The sequence below is a fragment of the Leptolyngbya sp. FACHB-321 genome (genome assembly GCF_014695975.1).
Classification (GTDB): domain Bacteria; phylum Cyanobacteriota; class Cyanobacteriia; order Leptolyngbyales; family Leptolyngbyaceae; genus Stenomitos.
Genome location: NZ_JACJPI010000064.1, coordinates 56,415 through 71,151 on the forward strand (window position 1 = coordinate 56,415; position 14,737 = coordinate 71,151).

Annotated in this window: 10 protein-coding genes; 7 read left to right on the forward strand and 3 right to left on the reverse strand. The window is 49.6% G+C overall.

The window, feature by feature from the left end; all coding sequences use genetic code 11:
• Window positions 1-27 precede the first annotated feature (27 nt).
• Both H6F76_RS15930 and H6F76_RS15935 read right to left on the reverse strand, forming a co-directional pair.
• The gene (locus tag H6F76_RS15930) at window positions 28-393 is read right to left on the reverse strand and encodes a response regulator (RefSeq protein WP_190509676.1); all 366 of its coding nucleotides are present in this window, start codon (window positions 391-393) and stop codon (window positions 28-30) included.
• A 107-nt stretch (window positions 394-500) separates the two neighbouring features.
• Complete coding sequence (locus H6F76_RS15935; RefSeq protein ID WP_190510058.1) at window positions 501-1,736, reverse strand: response regulator; 1,236 nt, start codon at window positions 1,734-1,736, stop codon at window positions 501-503.
• Between the two features lie 531 nt (window positions 1,737-2,267).
• Here H6F76_RS15935 and H6F76_RS15940 point away from each other — a divergent pair.
• From H6F76_RS15940 to H6F76_RS15970, 7 genes are all read left to right on the forward strand, one after another.
• Window positions 2,268-3,806, forward strand: coding sequence for a response regulator (locus H6F76_RS15940; protein ID WP_190509678.1), 1,539 nt, complete (start codon window positions 2,268-2,270; stop codon window positions 3,804-3,806).
• A 409-nt stretch (window positions 3,807-4,215) separates the two neighbouring features.
• On the forward strand, window positions 4,216-6,975 hold the full coding sequence (locus H6F76_RS15945) for a PAS domain S-box protein (protein WP_190509680.1): 2,760 nt from the start codon (window positions 4,216-4,218) through the stop codon (window positions 6,973-6,975).
• Between the two features lie 78 nt (window positions 6,976-7,053).
• A complete protein-coding gene (locus H6F76_RS15950; protein WP_190446865.1) occupies window positions 7,054-7,434 on the forward strand; it encodes a response regulator in 381 nt (126 codons plus the stop codon).
• Between the two features lie 261 nt (window positions 7,435-7,695).
• Entirely contained in the window at window positions 7,696-9,285 is a 1,590-nt protein-coding gene (locus H6F76_RS15955) for an EAL domain-containing protein (protein ID WP_347276049.1), read from the forward strand.
• A gap of 187 nt (window positions 9,286-9,472) precedes the next feature.
• Window positions 9,473-9,850: a hypothetical protein gene (locus tag H6F76_RS15960; RefSeq protein WP_190446867.1), complete on the forward strand. Its 378-nt coding sequence runs from the start codon at window positions 9,473-9,475 to the stop codon at window positions 9,848-9,850.
• A gap of 433 nt (window positions 9,851-10,283) precedes the next feature.
• Window positions 10,284-11,078 (forward strand): FecR family protein, encoded by a 795-nt coding sequence (locus H6F76_RS15965; RefSeq protein WP_190509683.1) that lies wholly within the window; start codon window positions 10,284-10,286, stop codon window positions 11,076-11,078.
• A complete protein-coding gene (locus tag H6F76_RS15970) occupies window positions 11,059-13,425 on the forward strand; it encodes a CHASE2 domain-containing protein (protein ID WP_190509685.1) in 2,367 nt (788 codons plus the stop codon). The genes H6F76_RS15965 and H6F76_RS15970 overlap by 20 nt, the downstream gene beginning before the upstream one ends.
• A gap of 181 nt (window positions 13,426-13,606) precedes the next feature.
• On the opposite strand, the gene H6F76_RS15975 is transcribed toward H6F76_RS15970, so the two are convergent.
• Window positions 13,607-14,461, reverse strand: coding sequence for a DUF1206 domain-containing protein (locus tag H6F76_RS15975; protein WP_190509687.1), 855 nt, complete (start codon window positions 14,459-14,461; stop codon window positions 13,607-13,609).
• Window positions 14,462-14,737: the final 276 nt, after the last annotated feature.

Genomic DNA, 14,737 nt, shown 5'->3' on the forward strand with positions numbered 1-14,737 from the left:
CCTTAGAGCACCAAATACAGGGTGGCTTTAGCCTTTAACTAATTGCTTAACTGTGCGAACGAGTTCTTCTTGGTCGATCGGTTTTGTGATGTAAGCATCAGCTCCTTGCTTCATGCCCCAAAACTTGTCCATGTCAGTGCTTTTAGTTGAACACATCACAACCGGAATCTTGTTAGTAAGAACATCAGCTTTTAACTCACGGCAAAGCTCAAAACCGCTGCAACCTGGCAAAACCACATCCAAAATAATGACATCTGGCTTAATATTGCCAACTTTGGTTAATGCCTCTTCGCCACTACTAGCCGTCGCAACGTTGAAACCACCCCGTTGCAGGCAAGCGGTGAGAATCTCCATCTCGGTCGAAGAATCTTCAACAACTAAAACAGTACTCATGGAATTTATCCCCTTAAAAGACTAGCGACCGCGCTTAAACCGACGACATCAACCTGAAACACACAACCAACCGAAACAAAGCCGAAACACAACGCGGAATCACACGACTAACCAACTATCAGAGAACTGTTTTGCTGCAAGTGCTTGAGGTGCTTGTGAGCCACCGCCAACACGGTTTCAGCATTCACTGGTTTGCCAAGAAAATCAGACGCGCCGACCATCTTGGCACGCACTCGATCGACGATGCCGTCATTGCCCGTAAGGATGACGATCGGCGTATCGCGGAAAGCAGACACCTTCCGCAACTGGCTACAAATTTCATAGCCATTGGTGTTTGGCATCACCAGATCGAGAAAGATCAAATCGGGTTTGCGGATTAACAGCGTGGCGATCGCCCGTAGCGAGTCCTGCACCCCTATAAAGCGATACCCAGACTGAGTGAGGATTGTTTCCATCACACGGCAAACAGCCGGACTATCATCCACACAAGCAACCAGCAAGCCTTCCATTGCCGTTGTAGAGGCACCCACCGTAGAAATGGGTGTTGCGGCAGTCGGGAGACCCGCAAACGGTACAGGAAAATCAGGAACATCTACAAGTTTGACAAAGCCAGCTTGAATGTAGGGTAAGAGAGAACGGGTAACCTCTGCGACATCGCGTTGCCGCTTAACAGCTAAATCTCTCAGCGTGCGCTTACCGTTTAATAAGGTCGCGAGGGTTTGATACGAAGCTGCCGAAATTTGCTGCTGTAGTCGCTCTGGCTGTTGAATGATGGGCGCTTGATTGGGTGAGCGATCGGCAACCTTTGCTTGCTGCCAGAGTTGCCATTTTTGTTGCACGTCGGCAATTAGCCTTTCAGCATCAAACAAGATTAAGGGCGTAAAAACAGAATTGCTCGACTCAACTAAATAGATGATTTCATTTGCCTGAGTGACATCAAATAGCACTTCAGAAACAATAGACCAGACCACCTTCGAGGCTTGCTCACGGGTAAATTTTTGTTGATCCACCCAAGAGCACAACGCCTGGTACTCCCAACAAACCTTCATGGCTTCTATCGCAGGGCTAGCAAGATCGCTCATGGATTTGAACTGAGCGACATCAAGTTGGGGGCAGTAAGCGGTTAGATTTCGCATCCACCGTCTCACTGGATGGGTTCCGCCAGTAGCATACAAAATACGACCTAGGTAAAAGTAAAACGTCCAGACACTTCCTAAGGGGCTCTTTAGCGACAGTTGCCCACTAAAACGAATAGTCCTCAAGCCATCAAAAAATTGAACCTGCTTTGAAGCATTGAATTCGGTAATGGAAATGTGATCTGGAGATGTTTTACCGTTAGCCATACTCGTTCCTTCTTGTCGGAAATCTTGCTGCTGGTGCTGCGATGACAACTGACCCATGCTCTGCTGCTGTTGCTGCCTGGTTAAACCCGTTACAGTGCTTGTTATTGCGGGGGTGGATGTAGCCATGATTTCAATCACACGCCTTGAAATGGGGTATTGAGGCGCTTGATTACAAAATTAGACGGACAAGGTGAGGAACTCGGAAAGACGGACAAGGTTATTTGCCTTTGGGCATAATCGAGCCGTTCCTAAAAAAGGGATGCCAGAACTAAACACCACCCAAACTACCCAGGTTCTTCGGCAACCAGTGAAGATGGCACCTTTCTTCGTTACGGCTTGAGGCTGTTTGGGCACCTTTAGAAGGTTGCAGCCCATCTTGCAGCCCTCACAAAAGTGCGCTGATACTAAGGGTCAGTTTCATGAACTGCCTTTGTTGCTGCCTATGTGATGATTGTTGCGGACGATCGCTCTCAGGGTTCATGCAACGGCATTCAGCTATAGGATCCTTCTAAACCTCAAGCAACGTTTGCAATGAGAATTCTGTTAGTGGATGATGATGAGCACCTTGCCGAATTACTCAGAACAACTCTGACTGAGCAACATTATGTCGTTGATACGGCTGCCGATGGTCAAGCAGGATGGGCACTAGCCGAAAGTCTGACGTATGACTTGATTTTGCTGGATGTAATGCTGCCAAAACTAGATGGCATTAGTTTTTGCCGCCAGTTGCGTGCCCTGGGCAAACAAGTGCCCGTACTGTTGCTGACGGCTAGAGACACCAGTAACGACAAAGTGATGGGTTTGGATGCAGGCGCTGATGATTACCTGGTGAAGCCGCTCTGCCTGCAAGAGCTAGCGGCAAGAATGCGGGCGTTACTGCGGCGGGGATCAGTTGTCACCGCTTCGGTGCTGGAGTGGGGCAGATTGCGTCTTGACCCTAGTAGTTGCGAAGTGACCTACGATCGCGCACCGTTACGCCTCACGCCCAAAGAATATGCGTTGCTAGAACTATTCTTGCGGAATAATCAGCGAGTCTACAGCCGTAGTGCGATTTTGGATCAGCTCTGGTCGTTGGATGACGATCCACCAGGGGAGGATACTGTGAAGACCCACATCAAGGGACTACGGCAGCGGTTGAAAGCAGTTGGAGCCGCCGATTTAGTCGAGACAGTTTATGGTTTAGGGTATCGCCTAAATCAGTCATATGCTCAAACGTCTGCCCAGTCTTCAACACCAGCCTTAGCAGCACCAAATGACCAGCGGCAGCAACAGACTCAGGCTGCAGTGGCAAAAATTTGGCAGCGTGCTCAAGGCAAGGTGCTCGATCGCATCGCTGTTTTAGAACAGGCAGCCCAGGCGCTACAGATGAATCAGCTTGACAGCGCACTGCACGATCAGGCACTGCAAGAAGCTCACAAGCTTGCAGGGTCTTTAGGCACCTTTGGTGCTGACGAGGGTTCTCAGCTAGCACGACAAATCGAGACGCTTTTGCAAGCTAAAGAAGCGCTAAAAAAAGCACAGTCAATCGATTTATTAGCACTGATAGCCCGTTTACGAGCATCGGTAGACAGTGTACCTTCCCAGCCCCTAGAGCCGAGCAGCGAAACGACAGTGGAGGCACTTACAACGCCAGCAAAAATGCAGCCGCCCAGCGAGCCGTGTCAAGGAACAGAGGCAAGCATTTTCGCGATCGATGATGATCCTTTAATCCTAACGGTACTGCAAACAGTACTAGAACCCTGGGGCTTTCAAGTCACCCCGCTGGACGAGCCGCAGCGCTTTTGGGAAATGCTGCCCACCGTCGCACCCGATCTCGTCATCCTCGACATTGAAATGCCTAAGATTGACGGCATCAAACTATGCAGCACACTTCGTAACAATACTCGTTGGGGTTGGGTACCCGTGCTGTTTCTTACCGCCAAAACGGATGCTGCTACGCTCCATCAAATCTTTGAGGCTGGAGCCGATGATTATGTAGGCAAACCGATCGTGGCTCCAGAGTTAGTTGCCCGCATTTGCAATCGCTTGAAGCGCACTCGTAGGCTACGGCATGAGAGCAACAGCCCTTAAGATAAGGCAATAAGCAGCGATGGCACGTTTAAACGAATCAGCCGCAATCCTTCGTTAGCAGTCAGCGATCAGTTAGCTATTTTTCGTCAACCGCTGATCGTTCGCTCAAAATTATGTTCACTCCAGTGAGAACTGCTGTAATACCAATTCCCTTTTGACACGCTACAAATCAAGACTCTTCTGCCTGCGGCATTCCCTTTTGAATTGTTATTGGCCTTCCCAAGTTCCTCACAGTTTGAGTTTAGATTTAAACAAGTTAGGTCTGCCTTGAACCACCAACACTGGCAGACAAAAAGCTTGTAGGTCGTCTGGAACTTCGCAGCCGATTGCATATGCTAGCTTCATTCAAACCGCCCAAAGTAGCCTTCTAGCTCTTATAGCAATATCACCAAGGTCTAGCAAAACGTCCATGACCCAGGCTCCCCTACCAACCAATGAGTTAGCAAGACTAGCAGCATTGCATCAGTGCCATATTCTTAATACACCTGCTGAGTCTGCATTCGATGATATCACTCGTCTCGCTGCTCATATTTGTGGCGTTCCCATAGCGATGGTGAGTTTAGTTGACGCTGATCGGCAATGGTTTAAGTCAAAAGTAGGCATAGAAGTTAATGAAACGCCACGTGAAATAGCGTTTTGTGCCCATGCTATTTTACAACGAGAGATTTTGATTGTTCCCGATGCTGCTACGGACGAACGATTCACCGCTAATCTCCTGGTTACGGCTGAGCCTCATGTCCGCTTTTATGCAGGTGTGCCCTTAATTACCTTAGAAGGTCATGCACTGGGAACACTTTGTGTGATCGATCGCGTGCCACGCACACTTAGCCCAGAGCAAATTGAAGGATTGGAGATCCTGGCACGCCAAGTAGTGAAGCAACTTGAGTTACGCCGCAATCTTGACGCTTTAGAACGATCGGCGGTTGAGTCAAAACAAACAGTACGAAAACGCATTGGCTTCGCTAGCAGTGTTATTAGCTTTGCAGGTATTACAGCCGCGTTAATGGCACTCAGTGCAATATTTTATCAGAGCGCGATCGACTTCCAGCAGCAGCCCCGGTCGCAAGCGTTGCATTCTGATTCAACCGTTCGGTTTCTTGCTGCCACGTGCTTGGGTTTTGTCATTCTCTCTTTGCTTTTCTACCTAGGCTACGCTGAACTCCAAAAACGTTACCACGCAGAGGAGACGCTGGAGCAAGAGCGTGATTTTACCGCTGCTGTTTTGGATACAGTCGGTGCGTTAGTGCTTGTTCTTGATGCTAAAGGTCGCATTGTACGGTTCAACCGAAACTGTGAGCAGACGACCGGTCATGCCTTCGCCGAAATCAGACACAGACTTTTTTGGGATATTCTTTTGCTGCCGCAAGATGTGGAGCCTGTGAAAGCAGTTTTTGCAGATTTAAAAGCAGGGCAGTTTCCCAATGCCCATGAAAACGCTTGGATGACGAAGGCGGGTGAACAGCGGCTCATTGCCTGGTCGAATACAGCGCTGTTGGACGATAATGGTGCCGTCGAGTACGTCATAGGCACAGGGATTGATATTACTGAACGCAAGCAGGCAGAAAACGCCCTTCGCAAAAGTGAGGCAACCAATCGTGCGCTGGTTGAAGCCATTCCAGATTTAATGATTCGGATGACGAAAGATGGCACGTATCTAGATTTTATTCCTGCTAAAAGTTTCACAGTATTAAAACCACATAATGAGATGCGGGGCAGAAACATTCACGAGGTCATGCCACCCGACATCGCGCAGCAACGCATCCATTACACGCAGAAAGCATTACAAACTGGTGAGACGCAAGTCTATGAATTTCAGCTACTCCGAGATGACAAAGCCTGTACTGAAGAAGCTCGCATTGTAGTAAGCGGGGAGGATGAAGTGCTGGTCATGGTTCGTGATATCAGCGATCGCAAACAAGCAGAAGAAGCACTGTTTCAACTAGCGGCGATCGTCGAATCCTCTTGTGATGCCATCATCGGTGTAGCGCTAGACGGCAAAATTACAAGCTGGAATGCCGGTGCTACGAAAATCTATGGCTACTCGGCTGAAGAAACCAGAGGGCAATCAGCGATCGTGCTTCTAGCCGTCGCAACTCACTCAAAGGAATGGCTAGAAATGATTGCTGATGAAAATCCAGCGCAGTACTTAAACTATTGCGAAACGCAACATAGCCGCAAAGATGGCAAGTGGATTGATGTCGCGTTGACGATCTCTCCCGTTCGGGATGCAGCAGGCAACAGAACTGGGGCTTCGATTATTGCCCGCGATATTAGCGATCGCCGCGCCATGGAACGTATGAAGGATGAATTTATTTCGGTCGTGAGCCATGAATTGAGAACACCCTTAACGTCGCTTAAAGGCTCACTTAGCCTGCTGCAAACCGGACAAATCGGTAGCCTCTCTGCTAAAGGACAACGGATGCTAGAGATTGCTTTCAATAGCGCCGATCGCCTCGGTGTCCTCATTAACAACATCCTTGATCTGGAGCGGCTAGGCTCTAGTCAATCTCTGCTTACCAAGCAAACCTTTGATGTTACTGATCTAATGCAACAAGTCGTTAGTGAGATGCAATTAAGCGCTGAAAAAGCAAATATTGCCGTCTCTATTGCCTCGGCATCCACTCAACTGCATGCCGATCGCGATCGCCTGGTACAGGTTCTCACAAATCTACTTAGTAACGCCATCAAATTCTCCCCACCTGGTACAACAGTTTGGCTAACGGCTGCCTTAACTCAAGAGACAAGCGAAAAGTCAGAGCCAGGGGTGGGCGCTCCAAACCTTGCTGTGACGGTTCAGCCGAGCCATCCGAGCACAAGTAACCTAGCCCTCAACCCTCAACACACCCAGACCCAGCACACCCAGAGCCTAACACCCGGCACCCTACTGCTTACCGTTAAAGACCAGGGACGCGGTATCCCAACCGACAAACTAGAGGTAATCTTCGAGCGTTTTCAACAGGTTGATGCGTCGGATGCTCGTCAGAGAGGTGGTACGGGCTTAGGTCTGACAATCTGCCGGAGCATAGTCGAGCAACACGGTGGGCAGATTTGGGCAGAGAGTGTATTGGGTGAAGGGAGTACGTTCTACGTAACGTTGCCAATAGACATCGCAATGCCGCGATCGACCACCTTACTTCAGGGGCAAACTGAAGTTGAAGTTAAACGCTAGCGCTTTTGACACACCGTAAGCAAAAGCAGTTTTTCATTGACTATAAAGTATTACAAATTATTAGCGAGGTGATGAGTCGTGACAGTTAAACGAGTTTTGATTATTGATGACGAAGATGATATTCGAGAGGTCGCCCAAACCAGCTTAGAAATTATGGGAGGGTGGAACGTTTTCACAGCCGCCTCTAGCCACGAAGGCATTACAATGGCTGAAGCAGAACAGCCAGACGCAATCTTGCTTGATGTGATGCTGCCTGATATGGATGGTCCTGCTACTTTTCAAAAACTGCAAGCCAATCCCACAACAGCTCAAATTCCAGTTATTCTACTAACGGCTAAAGCCCAAGCCTCTGACCAGCGCTACTTTGCTGACTTAGGTGTTATGGCTGTATTAACTAAACCATTTGATCCTGTTACCTTAGCTGACCAGGTTGCAGAAGCACTTGCTTGGAATGTATGATCCCTTGCTGGTATCTATGATCACCCAACGCATCTATGACCAGCTAACGTTAGAATCTTCTCAAGTTCTTCACCTTGCAGGGGTAAATTCACGGTTGAACGATGCGTTGTCCCTGCTCCTACCTTTCAGCATCGTTTGAAGTGAATGGTTCTTTAGCCAAATTGCAAGATGCAAGAACAGAGTACAAGTTTCCCCCCTCATAGTGCAGCCTGCGGACCTCCCGTTGCTCCAAGGCCAAGTAGCGATGATATCGCCGCTTTGGTGAGCTATGAACTCCGCACTCCGCTTACCTCCATTCGGGCAGCACTCGGTTTGTTGATGACCGGGATGCTAGGCACTTTGCCCGAGCGAGGGCAACGCATGTTAGAGATTGCATTAAGCAATACTGACCGCTTAATGCATCTCGTTGAGGTATTAGAGCGTGAACCAGAGGTAGCCAACAGTTTGACAGTTCCGCCAGCAGTAGAGAATGCCCCTGATCCAAATATACAGAGGCTTTTACCTTTAAGCCTTTGGCGACGTCAAGCTTACTACGACAGTCTGACTGGCTTACCCACCCAAGCATTGTTTCTCAGTTGGCTCAACCAGTCTTTTGCACCACTCTCAACCGTAAACCAGCCACAAACGCCACCGCTCATTGCCGTGCTTCTGGTTGATCTGGATCGGTTTCAGGTGATCAACGACAGTTTGGGCTATGACATGGGAGACCAATTGCTGATGAAGATTGCCGATCGTTTAGCTGCTGCTCTCCCAGCAACAGGCGCGATCGCTCGCTTGCAAGCAGACAAGTTTGCGATTTTACTGCGAGATGTTGCTGCTATGGACCTAGCAGTGGCGGCAGCAGACGATATCCAGCAAGCGCTCACTGCCCCGTTTAACCTGAATAATCAGGAAGTTTTTGTGACAGCTAGCATAGGCATTGCCTGGAATCAAACAGTCTACGATCGTGCCGAACATCTCCTGCATGATGCTGATACAGCCATGTACCAAGCCAAAGCACTGGGTAAAGCCCGTTGTGAAATTTTTGATGTTGGCGTGCGACTGGAAGCAACCTCTCGTTTACGCCTCGAAACAGATCTCCGACTTGCTCTAGAGCGCCAGGAATTTAAACTTTACTATCAGCCGATCGTCTCCATTGCGACTCAACAAATCACTGGCTTTGAGGCATTGATACGCTGGCAGCATCCAGAAAACGGACTGGTATCACCATTGAAATTTATTGCTTTGGCTGAAGAAACTGGTTTAATTAACCCGATTGGTCAATGGGTGTTGCGCGAAGCGTGTCGGCAGCTCTGCCTTTGGCAAGCACAAACCCCGATGGAACCACCCCTAACCGTTAGCGTGAACCTTTCAGCCCAGCAATTCTCGCAACCTGATTTGGTTGAACAGGTGCAACAAAGCCTTGCAGAAACCGGACTAGATCCACGTAGCCTCAGGTTAGAAATCACCGAAAGCGCCATTATGGCGAATCCTGAAACTGCTGCCAGGATGTTGCAACAGATCAAAGCTCTAGGTGTTCAGCTCTATATCGATGATTTTGGCACTGGCTATTCTTCGCTGGCTTATCTACACCGCTTCCCCATTGACACGTTGAAGATTGATCGATCGTTTGTTAACCGCGTCGATGTTGATCTGGAGCAACTGGAAATTGTCCGTACAATCATTCAGCTTGCCTGGAACCTCGGTATTAATGTGATTGCTGAGGGTGTAGAAACATCCAAACAACTAATGCAGCTCAAGGCGCTTAGATGTGATTACGCTCAAGGCTTTTTCTTCTCAAAACCGCTTGATAGTGAAGCTGCTGGTGCCTTTATCAAGCAAAGCTTATCACCCCAGGCTGATGCCGTTTAGATAGCTATCAGCGAACTCTAAGGACGGAGCTTAGAACCGAATAATTACCACCTTATGTAGGAGAAATGCCTCTCTTTCCAAGTTCCTCACCTTTTAGCTTTAGATTCAAAGTAATGCAGTTGTTGGTTTGCCCTCAACCCAACAGCATTCCCCTTGAATCAGTTAATGCTTAGGATGAGCTACAACGATGGAACCTTTGCTAATCAACGAAAAACTTGTTTCACTCTTTAATTTTTGGGCTGATGGCAAATTGCAAAGCGGCATGCGTTGCTCAAACGAATTATTTCGTCAGGTACGCACTTTCGCGTTTGATCAGCGTCAGAGAGTTTACTCGTTGGGCTGGGCGTTAGCAGAGCGAGGCATCCAAGTTGTTATTACCTGGTCGCATCGGGGGTATGGGCTTTGGATTTGCCTCCGTGTACCTCAGACGCTACCGAAGCCTGTGCAAAGAACCCAACCAGGCAGTCGTACAGTGCCTGTTACAAAGCTTGTGGCTACCAAACCGCACCAGATGCGCTCTAAGTATGGGAATGTAAAAAAACGTTCCCTGGCACAGGTAGTTTAGGCGATCGACCAACCATTTCTGGTAACTTAAGGCTGGCTTAGTTGTGCTTGCACAGGGCTGAGTAGGCTGTCACCCGCTGAAAAAGTTCTCTAAAGCAGATTTTGTTGTTTTGCTTCACTGGTAAGTAGGAAGGCTAAATTAAGCACCACTGAGAGATTGGGTTTCGACAGCGCTCAACCCACCAACACCCAGGACTGAGAGCATTTCGACTTCGCTCAATGCGTCTTATGGATAATTACGCCTAGCTACTTAGTACAACCTTAAAGATCGATCATTCATATATGAAACTGGGTACGTTAAATGAGGCTGAATCGCCTACAGTATTGGATAGAAGGGACTGATGCGTAAGTCAACGAGTGAAAATCGCTCTCAATCTAAGACGATTTCAACTAAATGTTTTCTGCTAACGACCCTTCCCTTCCTGGTGGTGTTTATGTTTGCAGCCGCGGATAACAGCGGCTCCAATACCGTGCCTGTTAGAGTAGACCGATGGCTAGAAATTCAGCAGATGGCTGGTCCAGTTACTCTATATCGAGGACAATCCTCTCAACCAGCGCGGGTCGGTCTGCGGCTACAGGCAGTTGGCGATGGAATTAAGACTGGGAGCAAAGCAAAGGTGGTGTTAGCTGCCGATACAGGTATTGGCACCATTAGCGTTTCGGAACAGACCAGCCTACGCATTCAAACATTGCAAGTGGCTCCTGGAAACGGACGCATCACGCGGCTCCAGGTGACGGGTGGGCAAGTGCGCTTGAAGGTGCGACCCTTTACTAATCCTGGCTCTCGCCTAGAGATTCAAACTCCAGCCGGTGTGAGCGGTGTACGAGGCACTGAGTTCGGCGTGAGTATTCAGCCCGATGGCAAAACTGGGCTGGCGACGTTGAGCGGCAGTGTCGTCAGTAATGCACTAGGGAAAGCGATCGCGGTGAATGGAGGGTTCCAGAATTTAGTGGTTGCAGGCGAACCACCGTCTCCTGCGGTGCCCTTGCGAAACGATACCAGCTTAAAAATTGAGATTCGCAAGGAAATTAAAGGCAATGTGCGCTGGGCGCGTCTCATCGGTCAAATCGACTTTGTGAATGGGTTGACGATCGCAGGGCAGCCACAAGTTACTGATCGCAATGGTCGGTTTGACCTGACCTTACCCATTGCCTCCCAAGCACGGGTGCAGGCAGTCGTAACAACGCCGTTAGGCAAAAAGCAGGTGTATGACCTGGCAACCTGGTAAGTTAGGCTGGCGGCTACTTCCCGGTACCGCTACGGCTCTTGTCGTCGCACTGCTGTTTAAGTTGAGCGCCTGGTATCCCCTAGAGCAGCTTTCCTATCAAGCCTTGTTTCGCCTTCGGGGACCAACTGCCTGGGATGAGCGAGTGGTGGTAGTGACGATCGACAATGCCAGTTTAAAGGCGCTGGGTCGGTTTCCCTGGTCGCGTCAACGCTATGCTCAACTGCTGAAGGCGTTAACCAAAGCAGAGGCAAGTGTGGTTGCCTTTGATATGTTGTGGTCTGAGCCGAGTGCTGAAGATACGCAACTGGCGAGTGCGATGCAGCAGCATGGGCGCGTGGTAGTGGCTCAAGCGTGGGATCACACTGGCGTACGATTAGTGCCAACCCCACTCTTGCAGGAATCAGCGATCGCGGTTGGGCACATCCGCAAACATGAGAACTTAGGTAATCTAACCCAGCAGGTTGATCTTCAGATTGGTGAGCATACAGCGCTAGGCATCGCAGCGGTGCAGTCCTACGGGCTAGTCCAAGCCCCAGTGAACTTACCCGACCTTAAGCAGCCGTTTTGGATTAACTGGCCCGGTCCGGTAGAAGAAGCAACGTCCTATTCCTTTATCAAGGTGCTTAAAGGGCAGATTCCATCTCAAGCATTTAAGGACAAAATTGTTCTAGTTGGCTTGACAGCAACAGGGTTTGATCCATTAGATACGCCATTTAATAGCAATCCAGCCACAAGCGGTATTTACCTTCATGCCGCTGTCGTTCATAACCTACTACGACAAAACCCGCTGCACCGTGTTCCAGACTACTGGCTGTTACCCATCCTGCTCTTTGGGGGACCGGGCTTGAGCTTCTTTTTAAGCCATTGGCGGTTCAGGCTCCGGTTCGGTAGTTGGTTGGGCTTGAGTGTAACCTGGGTAGGCTTGAGTGTGCTGTTGCTCTGGGCTGGCTACTGGTTGCCCGTTGCCTTGCCGTTGGCATTGTTCACCGGGACACTGGGCACAACCTTGCTTTGTGAACAACTGAGAATGAGTGCCTTGCTGCAACGGCAGGTCAAACATCTTTGGCAGACCTACACTCCAGAGGTGGTGCTTGACAATACGCGATCGCTGCAACCGACGCCAGCCAACTACTTGCAGCAACCAGTATTAGTCCAGCAGGCAAGCCAACTAGCAGCTTTAGCAGAACAACTGGGGCGATCGCAAGCGGCTCAAGCGGCGATCGCCCGCAGTCTTTCTAGCGGTTTGCTTGCTGCTGATTTAGATGGGCTTGTTTGGTTTTGCAATCCTGTAGCAGCGACTTTGTTGCAGATCCATGTGGGCGATCGTCTTGACGATCATTTGGTGCCTCAGTGGCTCTCTAAGGCTCAATGGAAGGCAGATCTACAAAGCTTGAAAGCACAGCAACCGCTGAGCGTACATGAGTTACATCGCGGTGAGCACTGGTTAGAACTAAAGTTAGAGCCACTGTTTTATCAACCGCTGACTGGAGAAACCGCAGGTCAAATGCAGCCCTTAGATGGTCTGTTGCTGATTCTGAATGACATTACAGAGCGTCGTCTTATTGAACAAATGAAAAGTGAACTGGTTGCGCTAGTCAGTCATGAACTTCGCACACCTCTTACATCGATTCAAGGTGCTTTAAAACTGCTGCAAACTGGGAAGCTGGGCACTCTGCCAGCTAACGGACAGCGGATGCTTGATATAGCCGCCAAAAACACGAACCGCTTGATGCGTTTGACTAACGACCTCCTTGACCTAGAGCGCATTGAGTCAGGGACGGTTAGTTTATCCCAACAGTGCTGCCAGATTGCGGCTCTCTTAGAGCAGGCAGCGGCAGTCATGCAAACAATGGCGGATGAGCAGTCTGTAGTTTTAGCGGTGCATTCCGTCAGTGCAAATGTTTGGGTTGATTCCGATCGCCTACTTCAAGTGCTGATCAATTTGCTGAGTAACGCCATCAAATTCTCCCACCCAGGCGGCAGCATCTGGCTCAACGCTGAGTTCCGGGCCGAAGCACTAGAGCATGGCAGGACGATCGAACTGAAGAGCCAAGGTGCAGAACGATCGCCGCACTTATCTGAAGTGGGTCACAACCCAGCACCTTACCTTCTCATTCGTGTCAAAGATGAGGGGCGAGGCATTCCCGCTGACAAGCTTGAGGCAGTCTTTGAACGTTTTCAGCAGGTAGAAGCGGCAGATGCTCAACAAAAAGGTGGCACAGGCTTAGGGCTAGCAATTTGCCGCACCATTGTGCAGCAGCATGGTGGACACATTTGGGTAGAAAGTGAGTCAGGTCAAGGTTGCACGTTTTGTTTGACCTTACCAAGTCATATTAACCACTGTTAGAGCAGTTGGACAGACTGAAAGCGATCGCTCATAGCCAACAAGATTGGCACCTTAAAGCAGTTTCTTATAGTTTTGGGTTGTCAATTTTGCATCGTTGAGCTTTTTAGCCTGCCCTGTTTTAGCTGTTCATTTTATGCACCTTAAGCTTAATTGCCCATCTATGAGATGACGGTGGTAGGGCTTATTGAGGTTGGGCAATGCGCCGATAGCGCGCTTCAATCAACGAGTAAAAGCTGTAAGCGATCAACCCTAGAGCAACGATGCCTAACAACCAGGCACCATAGGGTTGCTGTGCTAACGCCGCTAAGGCACCGCCTAACCCGATCGCTTCGGTGGCATCGTCATGCAAGGCAGCAAGAACGAGAAAGCTCCCAATGATGCCAAACACAATGCCGCGCGCCGCAATCCCAAATTGCCCCAGCCATTTCGCCCACTTGCGCTCGGTCTCACTCATCTGATGGCGTTGAAAATGACGTTGAAAATCAGCTTTATAGGCTTGATAAAGGTACGAAAGCCCTACCCCAATCACCACTAGCCCTGCCAAACAGACTAACCCTTGCCCCCAGGGTTGAGCGATCAAGCGGGCTGTCCAATCCTGAGTTGCATTACTATTGCCCTTGCCATTGCCCGTGATGAGCTTTACTGCCGTCAACGCCAACCCGATATAAGCGGTTGCGCTAAAAGCGTAGCCAAGACGCTGCACAAGCTGCTTTGCCTTCATTGGCTCACCAGCGTGTTCCGGATCAAAAACGGTTTGGACAACGCGCCAGAGCGCATAACCTATCAACCCGATCGCCACTAAAGCCAGTAGAAATTTCCCAAAAGGCTGGTCGAGGATAGTTTCTAAGGCTCCGCTCGTATCGGTTGTTTTACCCCCAGTTGTAAAGGCTGCCTGTGCTGCCAAGAATCCAACGATCAAGTAGACAATGCCTTTGGCGGCATAACCGCATCGTGCTAGTGGTTCAACCCAGGGCTGGGCGGCTACCTGCCGTGCTGGTTGTTGAAGGTCGGAGAGAGGGGACTTTCGGCGGGACATAAGGATTGTGCTCCAGTGGTGCGATCGATCGCGTGGCTACCGCTTTGCTTGCTCTATTCCTACAGTTTATGCAGCGGGCAAGAAAAGCGAAGGTTGAGTTGCCAAGCGAAAACAACAACGGGGTTTAAGTTCCTCTAACCTTAATCTAAATAGCATCGTCCTCCCTGTACCTTGTGGGAAGTGAGACTACCTCAGCGGCAATATTTTCTGCTCGCAAGCGGACTGCTGCCTCGGTAGTACTGTCACGCGTGATCGCCTCGAGCTGTGGAGGAGCGA

Bases quoted from the DNA above. Each gene is read 5' to 3' on its own strand.
- H6F76_RS15930 (WP_190509676.1), bottom strand. From the start codon at position 393: ATGAGTACTGTTTTAGTTGTTGAAGATTCTTCGACCGAGATGGAGATT.
- H6F76_RS15935 (WP_190510058.1), bottom strand. From the start codon at position 1,736: ATGGCTAACGGTAAAACATCTCCAGATCACATTTCCATTACCGAATTC.
- H6F76_RS15940 (WP_190509678.1), top strand. From the start codon at position 2,268: ATGAGAATTCTGTTAGTGGATGATGATGAGCACCTTGCCGAATTACTC.
- H6F76_RS15945 (WP_190509680.1), top strand. From the start codon at position 4,216: ATGACCCAGGCTCCCCTACCAACCAATGAGTTAGCAAGACTAGCAGCA.
- H6F76_RS15960 (WP_190446867.1), top strand. From the start codon at position 9,473: ATGGAACCTTTGCTAATCAACGAAAAACTTGTTTCACTCTTTAATTTT.
- H6F76_RS15965 (WP_190509683.1), top strand. From the start codon at position 10,284: ATGTTTGCAGCCGCGGATAACAGCGGCTCCAATACCGTGCCTGTTAGA.
- H6F76_RS15970 (WP_190509685.1), top strand. From the start codon at position 11,059: ATGACCTGGCAACCTGGTAAGTTAGGCTGGCGGCTACTTCCCGGTACC.
- H6F76_RS15975 (WP_190509687.1), bottom strand. From the start codon at position 14,461: ATGTCCCGCCGAAAGTCCCCTCTCTCCGACCTTCAACAACCAGCACGG.